The 18097-nt window shown below is 65.5% G+C and carries 16 protein-coding genes and 2 tRNA genes; 7 read left to right on the top strand and 11 right to left on the bottom strand.

The genetic code is table 11. The features are described from left to right. Nucleotides 1-2: 2 nt before the first annotated feature. Entirely contained in the window at nt 3-746 is a 744-nt protein-coding gene (locus A5764_RS23200; protein ID WP_067117829.1) for a DUF881 domain-containing protein, read from the bottom strand. Nucleotides 747-887: 141 nt separating this feature from the next. On the opposite strand from A5764_RS23200, the gene crgA reads away from it, so the two are divergent. Both crgA and A5764_RS23190 read left to right on the top strand, forming a co-directional pair. Then, complete coding sequence (crgA, locus tag A5764_RS23195; protein WP_066917062.1) at nt 888-1169, top strand: cell division protein CrgA; 282 nt, start codon at nt 888-890, stop codon at nt 1167-1169. Between the two features lie 155 nt (nt 1170-1324). Beyond that, nucleotides 1325-1750 carry a PH domain-containing protein gene (locus A5764_RS23190; protein WP_067117826.1) on the top strand — a complete coding sequence of 142 codons (426 nt, stop codon included), beginning with the start codon at nt 1325-1327 and terminating at the stop codon, nt 1748-1750. Nucleotides 1751-1759: 9 nt separating this feature from the next. Here the strand turns inward: A5764_RS23190 and A5764_RS23185 are convergent, their stop codons facing one another. Further along, complete coding sequence (locus A5764_RS23185; protein WP_067117823.1) at nt 1760-2308, bottom strand: peptidylprolyl isomerase; 549 nt, start codon at nt 2306-2308, stop codon at nt 1760-1762. A gap of 140 nt (nt 2309-2448) precedes the next feature. Between A5764_RS23185 and cwsA the strand changes: the two genes are divergently transcribed. Next, on the top strand, nt 2449-2883 hold the full coding sequence (cwsA, locus tag A5764_RS23180; RefSeq protein ID WP_067117820.1) for a cell wall synthesis protein CwsA: 435 nt from the start codon (nt 2449-2451) through the stop codon (nt 2881-2883). A 78-nt stretch (nt 2884-2961) separates the two neighbouring features. Here cwsA and A5764_RS23175 read toward each other — a convergent pair. From A5764_RS23175 to dnaA, 9 genes are all read right to left on the bottom strand, one after another. Continuing rightward, nucleotides 2962-3034 (bottom strand) — tRNA-Ala (locus A5764_RS23175). A gap of 139 nt (nt 3035-3173) precedes the next feature. Then, nucleotides 3174-3247, bottom strand: a tRNA-Ile gene (locus tag A5764_RS23170). Between the two features lie 70 nt (nt 3248-3317). Further along, complete coding sequence (locus A5764_RS23165) at nt 3318-4229, bottom strand: DUF3566 domain-containing protein (RefSeq protein WP_067117817.1); 912 nt, start codon at nt 4227-4229, stop codon at nt 3318-3320. A 132-nt stretch (nt 4230-4361) separates the two neighbouring features. After that, nucleotides 4362-8138, bottom strand: coding sequence for an intein-containing DNA gyrase subunit A (gene gyrA, locus A5764_RS23160; RefSeq protein ID WP_067117814.1), 3777 nt, complete (start codon nt 8136-8138; stop codon nt 4362-4364). A 31-nt stretch (nt 8139-8169) separates the two neighbouring features. After that, nucleotides 8170-10203, bottom strand: a complete 2034-nt coding sequence (gene gyrB / locus A5764_RS23155) for a DNA topoisomerase (ATP-hydrolyzing) subunit B (protein WP_067117812.1) — start codon at nt 10201-10203, stop codon at nt 8170-8172. Nucleotides 10204-10456: 253 nt separating this feature from the next. Next, nucleotides 10457-11011, bottom strand: coding sequence for a DUF721 family protein (locus A5764_RS23150; protein ID WP_067117809.1), 555 nt, complete (start codon nt 11009-11011; stop codon nt 10457-10459). After that, nucleotides 11008-12168, bottom strand: coding sequence for a DNA replication/repair protein RecF (recF, locus tag A5764_RS23145; RefSeq protein WP_067117806.1), 1161 nt, complete (start codon nt 12166-12168; stop codon nt 11008-11010). The genes A5764_RS23150 and recF overlap by 4 nt, the downstream gene beginning before the upstream one ends. Further along, nucleotides 12169-13368, bottom strand: coding sequence for a DNA polymerase III subunit beta (gene dnaN / locus A5764_RS23140; RefSeq protein WP_067117803.1), 1200 nt, complete (start codon nt 13366-13368; stop codon nt 12169-12171). A gap of 527 nt (nt 13369-13895) precedes the next feature. After that, nucleotides 13896-15437, bottom strand: coding sequence for a chromosomal replication initiator protein DnaA (gene dnaA, locus A5764_RS23135; RefSeq protein WP_067117800.1), 1542 nt, complete (start codon nt 15435-15437; stop codon nt 13896-13898). Nucleotides 15438-16019: 582 nt separating this feature from the next. Between dnaA and rpmH the strand changes: the two genes are divergently transcribed. Genes rpmH through yidC form a run of 4 tightly spaced genes read left to right on the top strand, consistent with a single transcriptional unit; the run spans nt 16020 to nt 18025 of the window. Then, entirely contained in the window at nt 16020-16163 is a 144-nt protein-coding gene (gene rpmH / locus A5764_RS27810) for a 50S ribosomal protein L34 (protein ID WP_082951858.1), read from the top strand. 23 nt (nt 16164-16186) lie between these two features. Continuing rightward, nucleotides 16187-16549 (top strand): ribonuclease P protein component, encoded by a 363-nt coding sequence (rnpA, locus tag A5764_RS23130; RefSeq protein ID WP_067117798.1) that lies wholly within the window; start codon nt 16187-16189, stop codon nt 16547-16549. Continuing rightward, nucleotides 16546-16893 (top strand): membrane protein insertion efficiency factor YidD, encoded by a 348-nt coding sequence (gene yidD / locus A5764_RS27805; protein ID WP_082951857.1) that lies wholly within the window; start codon nt 16546-16548, stop codon nt 16891-16893. Before rnpA ends, yidD begins: the two co-directional genes overlap by 4 nt. Then, entirely contained in the window at nt 16877-18025 is a 1149-nt protein-coding gene (yidC, locus tag A5764_RS23125) for a membrane protein insertase YidC (protein WP_067117795.1), read from the top strand. Before yidD ends, yidC begins: the two co-directional genes overlap by 17 nt. The last annotated feature ends 72 nt before the right edge of the window (nt 18026-18097 follow it).

Genomic DNA, 18097 nt, shown 5'->3' with positions numbered 1-18097 from the left:
GCTCAGTACCCCAGCGGGCCGGCGGGCTGCGCGAAGTGCGTGCGCACGGGTTCGGAATGGCCGACGATCTGCACGTCCGGCTTGACCTCTTCGTGGTAGCCGAGGCCGAATCGGACGACGTACTGCTTATAGAGGGTCACCATCGGAGCGGCGGCCAGAGCGGCCTGCATGGCCGCCGCGTTGCCGATCGCGGTGATCGTGTAGGGCGGGCTGTAGGTGCGCCCGTTGAGCAGGAGCGTATTGCCCACACAGCGCGGCACCGAGGTTGCGATGATCCGCTGGTCCTGCATCTGGATCGCCTCCGCGCCGGCGCTCCACAGCGCGTTGATGACGGCCTGGATGTCTTGCTGGTGCACGACCAGATCGTCGGGCGACGCATCGCGCGGAAAGCGGCCGTTGGCGTCGCGCTGCGCGTCCTGCAGGGTGACCACGAGGCCCGGGCCGTGGACGGGGTCGAGTCCCGCCTCGGCGGCCAGCTCGGCGGACCGGCGCACCATCGCCGCCAGCGCGGTATTCGCGGAGCGGCCGTGGGTCGAATCTATCTTGCGGACCAGTTCGTCGCGTTCGGCGCTCAGGCGATTCACCGATGCCTGCGCCTCGCGGACCAGATCGACCAGACGCGGCGCGTCGCTGCGGCGGATCTCGGCGCCGCCGGACACCCCGTGCGTGGCGGCGAGCAGCAACCCGGCCAGCAGGCAAACCAGCGGGACGCCGAAGCGCCAGGGCGAGCGGCGCCTGTCCATCATCGACTCTCCATTTTCCTGGTCTGCGGGCCAGGTGAGTTAGTCTCGTAGCCGAGCTATTCGTGCAGCTGCCATCGTTATCGTCGCATCCCGCCCCGCACAAAGCGTTGTTGAGTCAACCCAGAGCTATCACCCGAGGAAATCATGCCCAAGTCCAAGGTCCGCAAGAAGAACGACTTCACCGTCAGCGCGGTCAGCCGCACGCCGGTCAAGGTGAAGGTCGGACCGTCCAGCGTGTGGTTCGTGTGTCTGTTTGTCGGCCTCATGTTGATCGGGCTCGTCTGGTTGATGGTCTTTCAATTGGCTGCCGTCGGAAGCCAGGCGCCGGCGGCGCTGAACTGGATGGCCCAACTCGGCCCGTGGAACTATGCCATCGCGTTCGCTTTCATGATCACCGGCTTGTTGCTCACCATGCGCTGGCACTGACCAAGATCAAAACCGTAATGAATTCATCTTGCGCTCGGTTTTTAACTGGCCCAGCAACGTTGCGAACACCCAATCACACGCGTGTGATTTATCCCCACTGTTGATAGCGCTTGTGGATAACTGCATAGGCAGTGGTGGGAGGGGTTAGATAGCGCATGCAGCAAACACAATGGGAGCCGCGCGCGACGGCAATCGCTGGTTGTGGGGTCGCCGGCGTTTTAATGGCTATCGCAGGTGTGACCCTGGTCACAGACCCGCCGGGCCGCATTCTCGCAGGGATTGCCGCAGCGGGTCTGATCTTGTTTGCGGGGCTGACCTGGCGCGCGCGCCCGAAGCTGGCAATCACCCCCGACGGCCTGGTGCTGCGGGGCTGGTTCCGGACGCAGCTATTGCAGCGCTCCGACATCAAGATCATCCGGATCAGCGAGTTCCGCCGCCACGGCCGTAACGTCCGGTTGCTCGAGGTGGAGACGGTCGAGGGGGGGCTGACGATCTTGTCGCGTTGGGACCTCGGGACGAACCCGTTGGAGGTGCTCGACGTGCTAACGGACTTCGGCTACACGGGGCGCAACCGGGCCTGACCGCCGCCTTTAGGAGATCGTGATCGACTCGATGACGACCGGGTCGGTGGGCCGGTCGTTGGCGTCGGTCGCCGTCGTCGCGATCGCGTCGACGACCTTCTGGGAATCGGGGTCGGTCACCTCGCCGAAGATCGTGTGGCGCCTGTTCAGGTGCGGGGTCTGGGCCACCGTGATGAAGAACTGCGAGCCGTTGGTGCCCGGGCCCGCGTTCGCCATCGCCAGCAGGTACGGCTTGTCGAATTGCAGCTCGGGGTGGAACTCGTCGGCGAACTTGTAGCCCGGACCGCCGCGGCCGGTGCCGGTCGGATCGCCGCCCTGGATCATGAAGCCCTTGATTATCCGGTGAAAGACCGCGCCGTCGTAGAACGGGCCGGAGGGACCACCCGATGCATTTTGGGTCGAGTACTCCTTGGTGCCCTGCGCCAAGCCAACGAAGTTGGCGACAGTCTTGGGCGCGTGGTTTCCGAACAGGGCAACCTTGATGTCCCCGCGGTTGGTGTGCAGCGTTGCGGTGGCGGTCTGAAAGGGGCTGTTAGTCACGGCAGCCAAGTCTGCCATCACGCGTGGGCGCGCCCGCAGCGGGTGTCACTCGCCAGCGGCCGGGCGCCGTAAAGACTGGGTCCACCCGATAGTCCCTTGCGCGTTGCATTGGTGGCAGGCTGATGAGGCATCGGACGGGCGGCACAGAAAGGCGGCAGATGAGCGCGAAGACGGACAACCGACTGACCCCGCGGGCGCGACTGACCCGAGGCCTGGCCTATACGGCGTTGGGGCCCGTGGACGTCGCACGGGGAGTGGTCGGGCTCGGTGCGCACTCCGCGCAGTCGACCGCCTCGGAGCTTCGTCGCCGGTACCGGGAGGGCCGGCTGGCCCGGGAGCTGGCCGCGGCGCAGGAGACGCTCGCGCAGGAGCTGGCCGCCGCGCAGGAGGTGGTCACCAATCTGCCCCAGGCGCTGCAGGACGCGCGCCGCAAGCAACACCGCTCCAGGCGCCCGTTCATCATCGCGGGTGCCGTCGCCGTCGTGCTGGGCGGTGGCGCCGCCGCATTCAGCATCGTCCGGCGGTCAATGCGTTCCGATCGTGAGGAGTCGTCGCCCCGGCCGCCGAGCGTCGAGGTGCAGCCGCGGCCGTAGAGCCTGCGCCGAGATTGCCGCGTGGGCTGTACTTCCGGTTCCATCACAACCGTGGCGGCTATCCCGATGAAAAGTTTGTGGAGCCTAGGGGAATCGAACCCCTGACACCCGCCTTGCAAAGGCGGTGCTCTACCAACTGAGCTAAGGCCCCTCGTCGTTACTGGGTGTGTCGACCACGGCCACGTGCCAGACCTCGACCCCGCGTCGTGACCGCACCACCGCTGCCGCGACAGCGATCAGCGCCAATGGCAACGCGAGCCTCACGCAACGTCTTGACGGGCACATGGTTGTGGGCCTGGGAGGACTCGAACCTCCGACCTCTTCGTTATCAGCGAAGCGCTCTAACCGCCTGAGCTACAGGCCCGCAGTCGCGTAGGGCCGAGCGACGAGATTACCGCACTCGCCGCCCGACCCCCAAAACCGGGTGATCCGCGCTAGTCGCGGTCCGCGAGTGTGACTTCGATGCCGCCGATCAGATCGGTGGTCAGGTTGTAGACGAACGCGGCGATGGTGGCCATCGCGGTCAGCAGCACGATGTTGACCAAGCCGATCAGCACGGCGCCGCCGAAGATGGTGCCGCTGGAGACCAGTTCGCCGCTGCTGCCGCTGGTGTTGTTCAGCAGGTCGCCGACGTTGCTGTTGAGCTTGGCCCACACACCCATGCCGCCCAGCACGAGATACAGGAACGCCACGGCGATCATCCACACGAAGAACAACGCCACCGACAGCAGCAGCGACACCTTCAGCGTGCTCCACGGGTCGATCCGGCGGATCTGCATGCTGGCCCGAACCGGGCCGCGGGTGCGCCGCGAGATCTGAACCCGGTTCTCGCGTGCGTCCCGAATTTCTCGGCTGTCGGACCTGTCGGACGTTGTCGAACGGCTCGACCCCGTCGTGCTCGCCGTCTCCGGGGGGCGGTCGGGCGTGGCCTTGCGCTGCGGGGGCCGCGGGAGCGGGCCGGACAAGTCCGGTAATTCGCTGGCGTAGGCCTCGGCGGGCGGGCCGTCGCCGCGCGACGGCGGCGGGTCGAATTCGTACGGCGGCTTCTTGGGATGCGCGGGCGCGCCGGCGCCGGCTCCCGGTGCGGAGTTGCCTGAGATGAAGCGGTTCAGCCGGGCGTCGGCGCCGCTGGCTGGGGCGGGCGGCCGCATCTCGCCGTGTGGTTCGGCGGGGTGATGAGGCGCAGGCCGAGGTCCGCCCCGAGGCCAGGATGGCGCATCCCCGGCATCCTGAAGGCGGCCGGTCTGTGGCGGCGTCGCGCGGTGCGCACCGGCACGCTCGGCCGAACCATCCCCATTAGGGCTGTCGCCCGTCTTGGGGGCGCCCGGCTCGTTCGGTGAGGTCACCCCGACTCCTTAGATCTCCTACCACGGCCGCCTGCGGGGTGGCAGTCGCATTATGTGTGATCGGGCCGAGTCTATGCCCGGCTGATACCCGAACCCTTCGAGGACCGTCTGGCTGAGTGTATTGCCCAGCTCCTAGCCTTCCGAATCCCCAGCACCATCGGCCTCCGCCACGGCTTCTTCGGCGGCTTCCTCGGCGTTGCGCGCGATGGCTAACAGTGTGTCTCCCTCACCGAGGTTCATCAACCGCACGCCCTTGGTCTGCCGCCCCGCCTTGCGGACCTGGCGCGCGGCCGTGCGGATCACGCCACCGCCCGACGTGATGGCGTACAACTCGCTGTCGTCGTCGACGATCAGCGCCCCGACCAACCTGCCGCGTCGACGGTCGTACATGACGGTCAGCACGCCCTTGCCGCCGCGGCCCTGCACCGGGTACTCCTCGATCGCGGTGCGCTTTGCGTAGCCCCCGGAGGTGGCGACCAGCAGATAGGTGCCTTCCTGAATCACGTTGAGCGACAACAGATAATCGTCGGCGTTGAACCGCATCCCTTGCACACCGGAGGTGGCCCGGCCCATCGGGCGCAGCACGTCGTCGGTCGCCGAGAACCGGATGGACTGGCCGTTGGCCGACACCAGCAACAGGTCTTCGTCCGACGAGCACAGCACCGCCCCGACCAGCTCGTCGCCGTCACGCAGGTTGACCGCCACGATGCCGCCGGACCGGTTGGAGTCGAAGTCGGTCAGCTTGGTCTTCTTGACCAACCCGTTACGGGTGGCCAGCACCAGATACGGCGCATCCTCGTAGCTCTTGATCTGGATCACCTGGGCAATCCGCTCCTCGGGCTGGAAGGCCAGCAGGTTGGCGACGTGCTGGCCCCGCGCGATCCGCGACGCCTCGGGTAGTTCGTACGCCTTGGCCCGGTATACCCGGCCCTGGGTGGTGAAGAACAGGATCCAATCGTGGGTCGAGGACACGAAGAAGTGCGCGACGATGTCGTCCTGCTTGAGCCCGGCGCCCTGCACGCCCTTGCCGCCGCGTTTCTGGCTGCGGTACAGGTCGGTCTTGGTGCGTTTGGCGTAGCCGGTTTCGGTGATGGTGACGACGACGTCCTCGCGGGCGATCAGGTCCTCGTCGCTGACGTCGCCGTCGGCGGCGATGATCCGGGTGCGACGGTCGTCGCCGTGCTTGTCGACGATCTCCTTGAGCTCTTCGCGCACGATCGCGCGCTGCCGTTCAGGCTTGGCCAGGATGTCTTCCAGGTCGGCGATCTCGGCCTCGATCTTGGCCAGATCGTCGACGATGCGCTGACGTTCCAGGGCCGCCAACCGGCGCAGCTGCATGTCCAAGATGGCCTGGGACTGGATCTCGTCGATGTCCAGCAGCTCGATCAGGCCGGCGCGCGCGATGTCGACGGTTTCCGACGCCCGGATCAGGGCGATGACCTCGTCGAGCGCGTCGAGCGCCTTGACCAGGCCGCGCAGGATGTGGGCGCGTTCGTTGGCCTTGCGCAGCCGGTAGGTGGTGCGCCGCACGATGACGTCGAGCTGGTGGTCGACGTAGTGGCGAAGCATCTGGTCGAGTCGCAGGGTGCGCGGCACCCCGTCGACGATGGCCAGCATGTTGGCCCCGAAGCTGGTCTGCAGCTGGGTGTGCTTGTAGAGGTTGTTGAGCACCACCTTGGCCACTGCGTCCCGCTTGAGCTCGACGACGATTCGCACGCCGACGCGGTCGCTGCCCTGGTCTTCGACGTTGGAAATGCCGTTGAGCTTGCCGTCGCGGACCTGCTCGGCGATCGAGGTGATGAAGTTGTCGTGGTTGACCTGATAGGGCAACTCGGTGATCACCAAAGAGGTTCTGCCCCTTGCCTCTTCGACCTCCACCACGCCGCGCATGCGGATGGAGCCGCGCCCGGTCTTGTAGGCGTCTTGGATGCCCTGGCTTCCGACGATCAGCCCGGAGGTGGGGAAGTCGGGCCCCTTCACCCGCTGCATGACGGCAGCGAGCGTGGCTTCTTCGTCGGCCTCGTGGTTGTCGAGGCACCAGAACACCGCCTCGGCCAGCTCGCGTAGGTTGTGCGGCGGGATGTTGGTCGCCATGCCGACCGCGATGCCGCCGGAGCCGTTGGCCAGCAGGTTGGGGAACCGGCTGGGCAGCACCGTGGGTTCCTGCACCCGGCCGTCGTAGTTCGGGATGAAATCGACTGTCTCCTCGTCGATTTCGCGCAGCATCTCCATCGCCAGCGGGGTCAGCCGCGCCTCGGTGTTGTGGCTCACGAAGCCGTTGGTCAGGAAGGCGTGGTCTTCGGTGTCGACGCGGAGGCTGTACACCGGCTGCACGCCGGCTTCAGTCACAGAGGCGACTTTGGCGTAGTAGAACCGACCGTCCGTGAGGTCGGTCGCGATGGCACGGACGTCAGGATCGGCGATGTGTGCCAGGATCTCGGCGCCGCGGGTGCGCCAGCGTTGGATGCAGTCGACGCTGTGGCGGTTCAGCCAATCTCGGTCGGTCCACCGGCCACCCGCGTGCTTACGAATGAATCCCGCCAGTCCCGGAACGTGGTCGTCGTCGCGTCCGGCGCACGTCGGCATCGAACGCAGGATCTTCGCCAGCTTGGCTTGCTTCGCGCCACCGAAACCGACCTGCACCGCGAACAATTCGGCCTGCGCGCGGTTGGTGATGACGACCTTATACTCACCTACCGCGAAACGATAACGCCTCGAGATGACACCGAATTCAAGCAACATCTGCTGAACGTCGGCGGCCAGCTGCTCACTACGCGTCGAGTAAGAAATTTGGATTGTGTTGCGCGGCAATGCAGAGCATGAGCCATCGCCTTCGAACAATGCCTGAAGGAAAGCTCGCTTCACCGCGGCCGGGGATTGCCACAGCCACTCGGGAACCGCTTTGGCCGCCGATCGTTGCCCACATAGGTCACCGAGCCGTGTCTTCTTCAGTTGAGTGAGATTGTGAACATCTAGCTCATGCAGCATCGAGCCAGACGCGATCGTGCGAGACGACACGTAGCGTCGGCCCCCGACGATGGCGTCATAGGCGCCGAGGACAATGTCGAAGTAGTCGCGGTCGCAGTTGTTGAATCCGGCACATGTCTCGGAGACAAAGCCCTCGCTGATGAACGCGCCCACCAGAAGCGCTTCCAGGACGTCGCGCCAGTCCGCTGGACCCAATTCCACCGGCGGTGTGCGCTGCAAGATGACATGGTCGCCGGGACGGACCTCTTCGATCAGCTTCCACAACAATGTGGGCACGCCGCCGACGTCGACCAGGCACAGCAAGGGGTGGTTCGGCGTGCCGGTGACTTCATAGCCTTCGGCGGTGCGGACTTTGTACGTTTGGTGATCGCCCGAGTGGAACAGTCGATTGGCGACGACGGGGTTGCCATGCCGGTCCAGGACCTTCAGTTCGACCGCATTGTCCGAATTGGCCTGCGCGCCCGGAACCACGTCGCTGATTCGCACCGATTGCCCAAAGGGTAACCGCACCAACGCATCTCCGGTGGTGCAGTACCTCATCGCGGCCGGTGGGTCGTTGCCCGGTGAGCCGAAGTTGCCCTGCCCGTCGACGAGCGGATACCGCAGCGACCACGGCTGCGCCATGCGCACCAACGTGTCGTAGATCGAGGCGTCGCCGTGCGGGTGGTAGTTACCCATCGTCTCGGCGACCGACCGCGCCGACTTGGCGTGGCTGCGGTCCGGGCGGAACCCGGAGTCGTACATCGCATACAGCACGCGGCGGTGTACCGGCTTGAGGCCGTCACGCACCTCGGGCAGCGCGCGGCCGACGATCACGCTCATCGCGTAATCGATGTAGCTGCGCTGCATCTCGTGCTGAATGTCAACCGGTTCGATCCGGTCGCCGGCTTCGCCACCCGGCGGCAGCGTGGTGTCAGTCATCTAGTCCTCTTTGTCTAGGCGTGTGCACTCGTCAGACATCCAGGAAACGAACGTCCTTGGCATTACGCGTAATAAAGCTTCGGCGCGCCTCGACGTCCTCACCCATCAGGATGGAGAACAATTCGTCCGCGGCCGCGGCATCGTCGAGGGTGATTTGGCGCAGTACCCGCACCGAAGGATCCATGGTGGTTTCCCACAACTCCTTGGCGTCCATCTCACCCAGACCCTTGTAGCGCTGGATGCCGTCTTCCTTGTTGATCTTCCGGCCGGCCTTCAAGCCCGCCTCCAGCAGGCCGTCGCGCTCGCGATCGGAGTAGGCGAACTCGGGATCGCTGCGCTGCCACTTCAACTTGTAGAGCGGCGGCTGCGCCAGGAACACGTGGCCGTTTTCGATCAGCGGCCGCATGAACCGGAACAGCAGCGTCAACAGCAGCGTCGAAATGTGTTGGCCGTCAACGTCGGCGTCGGCCATCAGCACTATCTTGTGATACCGCAGCTTGGTGATGTCGAACTCGTCGTGGATCCCGGTGCCCAGCGCGGTGATGATCGCCTGGACTTCGGTGTTCTTCAATACGCGGTCGATGCGCGCCTTCTCGACGTTGATGATCTTGCCCCGCAACGGCAGGATGGCCTGAAACATCGAGTCGCGGCCGCTCTTGGCCGAGCCGCCGGCCGAATCGCCCTCCACCACATATAGTTCCGACTTACGCGGGTCGGTGGAGCGGCAGTCGGCGAGCTTGCCTGGCAGCCCGCCCAGGTCGGTGGCGCTCTTGCGGCGCACCAGCTCCCGCGCCTTACGCGCCGCGATTCGCGCCTGCGCGGACGAAACCGCCTTGTTAACAACCACTTTGGCGTCAGCCGGATTGGCCTCGAACCAGTGCGTGAGCTGCTCGTTGCAGATCTTCTGCACGAACGACTTGACCTCGGTGTTGCCGAGCTTGGTCTTGGTCTGGCCCTCGAATTGCGGTTCGCCGACCTTGACGGAGATGACCGCCGCCAGGCCTTCGCGGATGTCGTCACCGGTGAGGTTGGGGTCTTTGTCCTTCAGCAGCTTCTTGTCTTTCGCGTACTTGTTGACCACCGACGTCAACGCGCTGCGGAAGCCCTCTTCGTGGGTGCCGCCCTCATGGGTGTTGATGGTGTTGGCGAAGGTGTGCACCGACTCCGAGTAGCCGGCGTTCCACTGCATCGCGATTTCGACTTCGTGGCCGGGCCCCTTGCCGGAAAAGTCCACGATGCTGCTGTGGATCGGGCTCTTGGTGCGGTTGATGTGCTTGACGAAGTCCACCAATCCGCCCGGATAGTGGAACGTGCGGCGCTTGACCTTGTGGTGCCCGGTCGATTCGGCCGCCTTTTCCCCCGCGGACTTGGGCGCCTCGGCGGTATCGCTGACCACCTCGTCGACGACCTCTTCGTCACTCACCCGCTCGTCAGTGAAGTTGATCGTCAAACCCTTGTTCAGGAAGGCCATCTCCTGCAGCCGGCGCGCCACCGTCTCGAAGTCGTATTCGGTGGTCTCGAAGATGTCGGGATCGGCCCAGAACCTGACCCGCGTCCCCGTCTTCTTGGTGGCTTCGCCTTGTTTGAGGGTGCCCGGCACGGCGTGGTCGTAGAACTGCGACCACTCATACCCGTCCCGGGAGATGTCGACCTCGAGCCGGGTCGATAGCGCGTTGACCACCGACACGCCCACACCGTGCAACCCGCCACTGACGTTGTAGCCGCTGTTCTCGCCGCCGAACTTGCCGCCGGCGTGCAGCTGGGTCATCACCACGTCGATGGTGGGGATGCCGGTGGAGTGGGTCGCGACCGGGATGCCGCGCCCGTTGTCGGTGACCTCGACACCGCCGTCCTCGAGCAAGCGCACATCGACCTGGTTGGCGTAACCGGCCATCGCCTCGTCCACGGCGTTGTCGACGACCTCCCAGATGAGGTGGTGAAGACCGCGTTCACCGGTGGACCCGATGTACATCCCGGGGCGTTTGCGGACGGCCTCCAGGCCCTCCAGGACGGTGATCTGCGCGGCTCCGTATTCGTCTTGTGATTTCTTCTTTTGGGCAGCCACAGTCGGGATGCTCTCCTTGGGGTTGCATGCGAGCGGTCCAGTCACCGCAGCAGTCGTCCCTCCACTCTACCGTGATCGGGGGTTAGGACCGATTTTCTGGGCGCGTTTCTGCCTATCTGACCGCGCCGTGTGCTCAATATCTTCCATCGCGGCGCGTCCCGACGTTTGCCGAGCTGGTCCGTTTCGTCCTGGTGGCTCTCAGACGCTTGTTAGCCGAGTCCCAACTGGGGATGATCGCGGGCTTTTCAGCGCCTCAACCATAGGTGTCGCGCGGGCCGCGGCCGGCGATGTGGCGCGGCCCCTTGCGCCACGACGGCGCGGCCGGTCCGGTGATTTTCAGCGAGGTCACCACGCCGTTGCCGACGGCGGCGGCGATCTTGGCCAACAGTTGGCTCTGCATCATCCGCAGCTGAGTGGCCCAGGCCGTCGATTCGGCCGCCACGCTCAGCACCCCGTCTTTCAGCGCGGTGGGGGTCGCGTGATCGGCGATCTGGTGGCCGACCACCGACGGCCAGTGACCCAACACGGTCCCTTCGGCGACGTGCGCCGACCAACCGCGTTTTTTCGCCAGGTCGCGCGCCAACCTGCCCAGCGGTTGCGGGTCACGCACGTCGGGCCCCGGACCCGACCAGCTTCGCCGCTGCCCCGCAACACGGCGCGCACCGGGCGGCATACTCCGCCCCCGGCCGGCGTCCTTGCCCTGCGCGCGGGCCGCGGCGCGCGCCTCCTCGAGGGTCCGTCGCACCAGATCGATACCGCTCAACCCGCCCAGTTTATCGGGGTCTTTCCCGTCGCCGGGGCCCGTCATGACAGCACCACCGACACCCGGCCGGCTTCGTCGTCGTCACGCAAATCGATGTGCACCCGTCTAGCGTCCCAGTCGGCCGGAATGTCTTCCGGCACCGCCGCGGTCACCAGCACCTGTTCGGCCGATTCCGCAACCGTGGCCAACGCGCGCCGGCGCGTGGCGTCGAGTTCGGCGAACACGTCGTCAAGCAACAGCACGGGCTCGCCGCCGTCTGACCGCAACAGCTCATATGCCGCTAGCCGCAGCGCTACCGCAAAAGACCACGATTCCCCATGGCTCGCAAAGCCTTTCGAGGGTTGATCGCCGAGCCGCAGCTCCAGGTCGTCGCGATGCGGGCCGACCAGACACATCCCGCGCTCCAATTCCGCGTCGCGGCGTGCCGACAGGGCGGCCAGTAGAGCGGCCTCCAGAAACGAGCGGTCGGCGCCGTCGAAACCTTCCGCGCTTTCGGAACCCAAGCTGGCCCGATAGGCGATCGACGCCGGGCGCGATCCCGGCGCCAGCAGCTGGTAGGCCTTCTCCACCTCCGGCGCCAACTGGTTCACCAGATCGAGGCGGGCGGCCATCAATTCGGCGCCGTGCTCGGCCAGTCGGCTGTCCCACACGTCGAGGGTGTCCAGGGCGCCCCGATCGCCTCGGTACCGGGCCCCCGAAACCGACTTCAACAATGCCGTGCGCTGCCGCAAAACCTTGTCGTAATCGGCGCGCACGCCGGCAACCGCGGGCCGGCGGACCGTCGCCAGCTCATCGAGGTAACGCCGCCGGTCGGACGGGTCCCCGCGCACCAGGGCCAGGTCTTCGGGGGCGAACAAAACCGCACGCAACACGCCTACCACCTCGCGCGTGCTGCGCACGGGCGCACGATTCAGCCGGACCTTGTTGGCCCGCCCCGCGGCGATCTCCAGGTCGATCGCACACTCCCTGCCCTCGTTGACGACGATCGTGGACACCACCGCGCGGGCGGACCCGGCTCGGATCAACGGCTGGTCGGTGCCGACTCGGTGTGATCCCAACGTCGTCGAATACCACAGTGCCTCAATCAAATTCGTCTTCCCGAAGCCGTTTGGACCGACGAACACCGTCCGGCCCGGTTGCAATTCGAGGTCGGCGAGTGCCCAGGACCGGAAATCGCGCAGTCCCAAATGCCGGACGTACACCTACCCGGGCAACCGAACGGGCATCAGCAGGTACACGTAGTCCGTCGGCGACGCGGAAAACGGGCCATCGCCGGTCGGCAGGCTGTCATCGTCGAGCGCCGGGCGCAGGAGCGCCGGCTTGCCCGGGGTGGTGAAGCCGAACGACACCCGCTCCGAATGGACCGACGCGAGTCCGTCCGTGAGATAGGTCGGGTTGAACGCAATCGTCAACGGTTCGCCGACAAAATCGACCGGAAGGTCTTCTTCGGCTCGACCCACATCGTCGGCGCCGGCGGACAGCCGCAGCATGCCGTCACCGAATTCCATCCGTACCTGCGCCCCCCGGTCGGCCACCAGCGCGACCAACTTGATGGCCTCGGTCAGCTCGGCCACGTTGATGGTGGCCACGGCGGTGTGCTCGGCGGGCAACAACTGACGAAACTTGGGAAACTCCGCGTCGAGCAGGCGGGTGGTGCTGCGCTTGCCGTTGCCGCTGATCCCGAGGAGCCCTTCTTTTCCGACCCCCGAACCGGCGCCCAACGACAACCGCACCTCGGAGCCGTCCGCGCCGGCCTTCGCGGCCTCAGCCAACGTCCTGGCGGGTACGAGCACTGCGGCCTCGATATCGGGTGACAACGCCGACCATGTCAGCTCGCGAACCGCCAGACGGAACCTGTCGGTGGCGGCCAAAACCACGGTGTCACCCGAAATCTCGACGCGGATGCCGGTCAACATGGGCAACGTGTCGTCGCGCCCGGCCGCGATCGCCACCTGGCTGATCGCCTCGGCGAACAGATCCGCCGGCAGCGTGCCGGTGCCTTCCGGCAAGGCGGGAAGCGTCGGGTAATCCTCAACCGGCATCGTCGGCAGCGAAAACCTGGCATTTCCGCAGGTCAGTGCGACCCTGTTGCCGTCGACATAGAAGTCAACGGGCTTGTTGGGCAACGCCCGGGTGATGTCGGACAACAACCGCCCCGACACCAAAACACTTCCAGGAGAAGCGATTTCGGCCGCTACCTGGGCCTCGGCGGAAACCTCGTAATCGAATCCGGAGATCGTCAGGCCGCCGTCGTCCGAGCCGGACAACAAAACTCCGGACAGGACCGGCACCGCGGGCCTGGTCGGCAGATTCTTCGCCACCCACGACACCGCGTCGGCGAAAGACTCTCGCATCAGACGAAACTTCAAGTCGAGGCCAGCTGTTGTCGTCGCCGCGTCCATAGCGTCCCTTTACCTGCCGAGTGATCGAAATAGGTGTGGCTAGCCGCCCGTCGCTAGCACGGGCCCCCGCAACGAACGTCGGTGACACGTACTGCGCCACGACGCCGCAACGGCAGTCGAAGAACAACCGTAGATCTTCTGCGGCCATCTTGAAAGCTAATCGCCGAGGCCGACAAACCGCGTCGACGACGGGTTTCACCCCGCCCGCGCAACGACCGTCCCCAACGCTGTACTTCAAAGAAGAACCAACGGAGATAGCTCAGTAACAGTAATAAGTGCTGTGCATTCTGGGGACAGCGGGGACTTGGCGCAGCTAGGGGAGTGGGCCGGGTTGTGGATGACACCGTTGACAACTGTGTGGGCCTGGGGGAGGCGGTGGGGATGGGGCAGGGATGTGCACGCACACTCGATCCCTGCACCGGTTTGTCGCCGCGTTGTACACAGTTCCGCGCACAGCGCCCAGCTGTGACGGGTGTGACAGGGGTGTGGGAAGTTTTTTGAAAAAAAGTGATTCGAAGGCCGGAAAATCAGCGCTTGGACCGCTGGCGGATGCGGGTGGTGAGTTCCTTGACGTGATCGAACACCTCACGGCGCTCGGCCATCTCGGACAAGATCTTTCGTTGGGCGTACATCACCGTGGTGTGGTCGCGGCCGAACGCCTGACCGATCTTGGGCAGTGACAGATCGGTCAACTCGCGGCACAGATACATCGCGATCTGGCGGGACTGCGCCAGCGCGCGGGTCTTGCCGGGGCCGCGCAACTCTTCCACGGTCGTGTCGAAGTACTCGGCGGTCGCGGCCATGATGGTCGCCGCGCTGATCTGCATAGTGCTGGCGTCAGCGATCAAATCGCGAAGCACGATCTCGGCGAGCGATTTGTCGATCGGTGTCTTGTTCAATGACGCGAACGCGGTCACCCGGATGAGTGCGCCTTCGAGCTCGCGGATATTGCGTTCAATGCTGCTGGCGATGAGCTCGAGGACGTCGTCGGGCACCGCCAGTCGCTCCATTTGCGCTTTCTTGCGCAGGATGGCGATGCGCGTTTCCAGCTCGGGGGGCTGCACGTCGGTGATCAGTCCCCACTCGAACCGGGTCCTCAGTCGGTCTTCGAGCGTGGCGAGCTGTTTCGGGGGCCGGTCGGATGAGATGACGATCTGCTTGTTGGCGTTGTGCAGGGTGTTAAAGGTATGGAAAAACTCTTCCTGGATACCTTCCTTGCCCTCGATGAACTGAATGTCATCCACCAGCAGCACGTCGACATCGCGGTAGCTGCGTTTGAAGGCGACCTTGCGGTCGTCGCGCAGGGAGTTGATGAAGTCGTTGGTGAATTCCTCGGTGGAAACGTACTTGACCCGCATACCGGGGAACAGTCGCTGGGCGTAGTTCCCGGCGGCATGCAACAGGTGCGTCTTGCCCAGGCCGGACTCGCCCCAGATGAAAAGCGGGTTGTAAGCGCGCGCCGGGGCCTCGGCGATGGCCAGCGCCGCGGCATGGGCGAACCGGTTGGAGGCGCCGATGACGAAGGTGTCGAAGGTGTAGCGGCGGTTGAGGCTGGTGCCGCCGGCGGCGGCCGGGTCCGCGGCATGCGGACGCTCGGTGAAGTAGTTGGGCCAACTGTGCTCGGCGCCGGCCGCGGCCTCACCGTTTTCGTATCCCTCGTCGCCATCAGCTGACGGGTCCAAGGTGTCGTCTTCGGTCAGGGCGTCGGCGGGGGCGAACGTGTCGCGCTGGGCGAAGCCGCCGTCGTCGACGTCCTCGGAGGGTGGCGCGATGCGAACCCCGAGCTGGATCTGCTGCCCGAGCCGGCGGCTGAGCGCGTCGGTGATCGGTGCGCGCAGGTGCCGTTCGATCTCGTTTTGGACGAAGCTGCTCGGCACCGAGAGCAGCGCAAACCCCTCGACAATGGTGAGCGGCTGCACCAGGTTCAGCCACGCCCTTTGCTGAGGGGTCAGCGGCGTGACGAGTGTGGTGCGGTTGGCGGCCATGCCGTCTGGGGGAGCCTCGCCGTTGAGCTCGGAGACGACGGCATTCCACACTGTCGTAAAACCTGAACCGGGGTCATCGGTCAACGACGTATCTCCCTGGTCCGACCTCGAGGTGTAACCACGCTTGGCGATAAAGCAACTGTCCACATACTTATACACAGGTGTGGACAGGATGATCGTAAACGAGCCACAGCCTACCGGCGACGGCTCGCGATCTCCGTGCTGGTGACAACCCGTGCAGGTCGCCTAGACAGCTAGTTGATCCGCCATCCTCGCTTTGTCGTCGAGCGCCGTTCCACGCTGAAACGGCATTGCCCGAAGCTAACAGTTTTCCGTGCGGCTGCCAACCGTTCTGCTGCATTCCAATCGGCTTCTTTAGGGTTCGTTGGGGCTGTTTGCCTTTCGCTTCCGACATCGTGCCGCAGCGCCGCCGCCGAGAGCGCATATTTTCGCCGAAGTGTGAGTTGGCTCCGTTGGGGCAGACCAAGTTTGACCCAGCGAAGGCTCATCAGTACCCTCAAACAGTCGCCCGAAAGTCGGCGATACGGCTGCGACCGAGGCTTAGGCGCCTGGGGACCGCGCCGGCCAGCAGCAGGACTCACCTCCGGACGACCCGCGGAAGCGCGAGCGGCCGGACGCCATGCCAGAGACAACGAGGAGAACGCCGTGGCCAAGGGCAAGCGGACATTCCAGCCGAACAACCGGCGCCGAGCCCGCGTGCACGGCTTCCGGTTGCGGATGCGTACCCGCGCCGGGCGCTCGATCGTGTCCACCCGGCGCCGCAAGGGCCGCCGCGCGTTGACTGCCTGATCGCAACGTCAGGTCTTTCGGCGGTGCTTCCCGCACGCAACCGCATGAGGCGGTCAACGGAATTTGACGCCACGGTGAAGTACGGGTCGCGCACGGCGCAGCCCGACGTCGTCGTGCATGTGCGGCGAGCGAGCGAAGGCTGCGACGCCGGCGGTCCGCGGGTCGGATTGATCATCGCCAAGTCGGTGGGATCGGCAGTGGAACGCCACGGGGTGGCGCGCCGGTTGCGCCATGTCGTCCGAACGATGCTCAGCGATCTGGATGGCTCCGATCGGGTGGTGATCCGGGCCCTGCCGAGTAGCCGGCAGGCGTCGTCGGTCCGGCTCGAGGAGCAGCTGCGGCGCGGCTTGCGCCGGGCGTTTCAGTCGGCGGAGACCCGCCGGTGAGTCCGTCGGCGCGGGCGCGCGCGGTAATCGGTGGCGCGGGCGCGGCCGCCGCTCGAGGACTGATCTTCCTGATTCAGCTGTATCGGCACATGGTGTCGCCGCTGCGACCGGCGACGTGCCGCTTCGTTCCAACCTGTAGCCAGTACGCCGTCGACGCTCTCACCGAGTACGGCGTAATTCGCGGAAGCTGGCTGTCCGCGGTCAGGCTCGCCAAGTGCGGTCCGTGGCATCGGGGAGGATGGGATCCGATACCGGACCGACACGGATGCCGGATGGACGCCGACGGCGCCGGCGACACGCGTGGCCACGCGGCCAAGCAACGGGAGAGTGAGTCTTTTGTTTGATTTTTTCAGCCTCGACGTCATCTACTACCCGGTGTCGTGGATCATGTGGGTTTGGTACAAGCTGTTCGCATCCGTGCTGGGGCCGTCGAACTTCTTCGCCTGGGCCCTATCGGTGATGTTTCTGGTCTTCACCCTGCGGGCGCTGCTGTACAAGCCGTTCGTCCGGCAGATCCGCACGACCCGGCAGATGCAGGAGTTGCAGCCGCAGATCAAGGCGCTGCAAAAGAAGTACGGCAAGGACCGCCAGCGCATGGCGCTCGAGATGCAGAAGCTGCAACGCGAGCACGGCTTCAACCCCATCCTGGGCTGCCTGCCGATGCTGGCGCAGATCCCGGTGTTCCTCGGGCTCTATCACGTGCTGCGGTCGTTCAACCGCACAACCGGAGGATTCGGCCAGCCGCACCTGTCGGTGATCCAAAACCGAATGACGGGCAACTACGTCTTCACGCCGGCCGACGTCGCGCACTTCCTGGACGCGAACCTCTTCGGCGCCCCGATCGGCGCGTTCATGACGCAGCACTCCGGGTTGGATGCGTTCACTCACTTCAGCCGGCCCGCGGTGATCGCGGTGGGTGCGCCGGTGATGATCCTGGCCGGTGTGGCGACCTACTTCAACAGCCGCGCGTCGGTGGCCCGGCAGAGCGCGGAAGCGGCCGCCAACCCGCAGACCGCGATGATGAACAAGCTTGCGCTGTACGTGTTTCCGCTCGGGGTCGTGGTCGGCGGCCCGTTCCTTCCGCTCGCGATCATCTTGTACTGGTTCGCCAACAACATCTGGACGTTCGGGCAGCAGCACTACGTATTCGGGATGATCGAGAAAGAAGAAGAGGCCAAGCGGCAGGAGGCGATTGAGCGCCGGGCCGCCAACGCGCCGGCGCCCGGCGCCAAACCCAAGCGCAACCCGAAGACAGCACCCGCGGCCGGGAACGGTTCGTCGACCGCCGGCGGTACGGACAGCGAGTCCACGGCCGGCTCGGCCGGCTTGGCCGGGTCCGATGGGTCCGACAGTGATGTGGCCGGGGCGAAAACCGGCAAGGCGCAACCGGAGACCCCTGACTCGGCCGGACGCAACAGCATCGCGACCAACCGCACCCCGCGGCCGGGGGCGCGCCCCAAGAGGCGCAAACGCTGACAGGGCCCAGCTTGAGCCGGGTCGCATCGGTTGAGCGACCAACGGACAGGGACCCGCGGATAAGGGAAGGAA

The organism is Mycobacterium sp. 852002-51057_SCH5723018, assembly GCF_001667035.1.
GTDB lineage: Bacteria > Actinomycetota > Actinomycetes > Mycobacteriales > Mycobacteriaceae > Mycobacterium.
The sequence above is the reverse complement of the archived record's forward strand: the minus strand, read 5'-3'. Positions and strand labels throughout refer to the sequence as shown.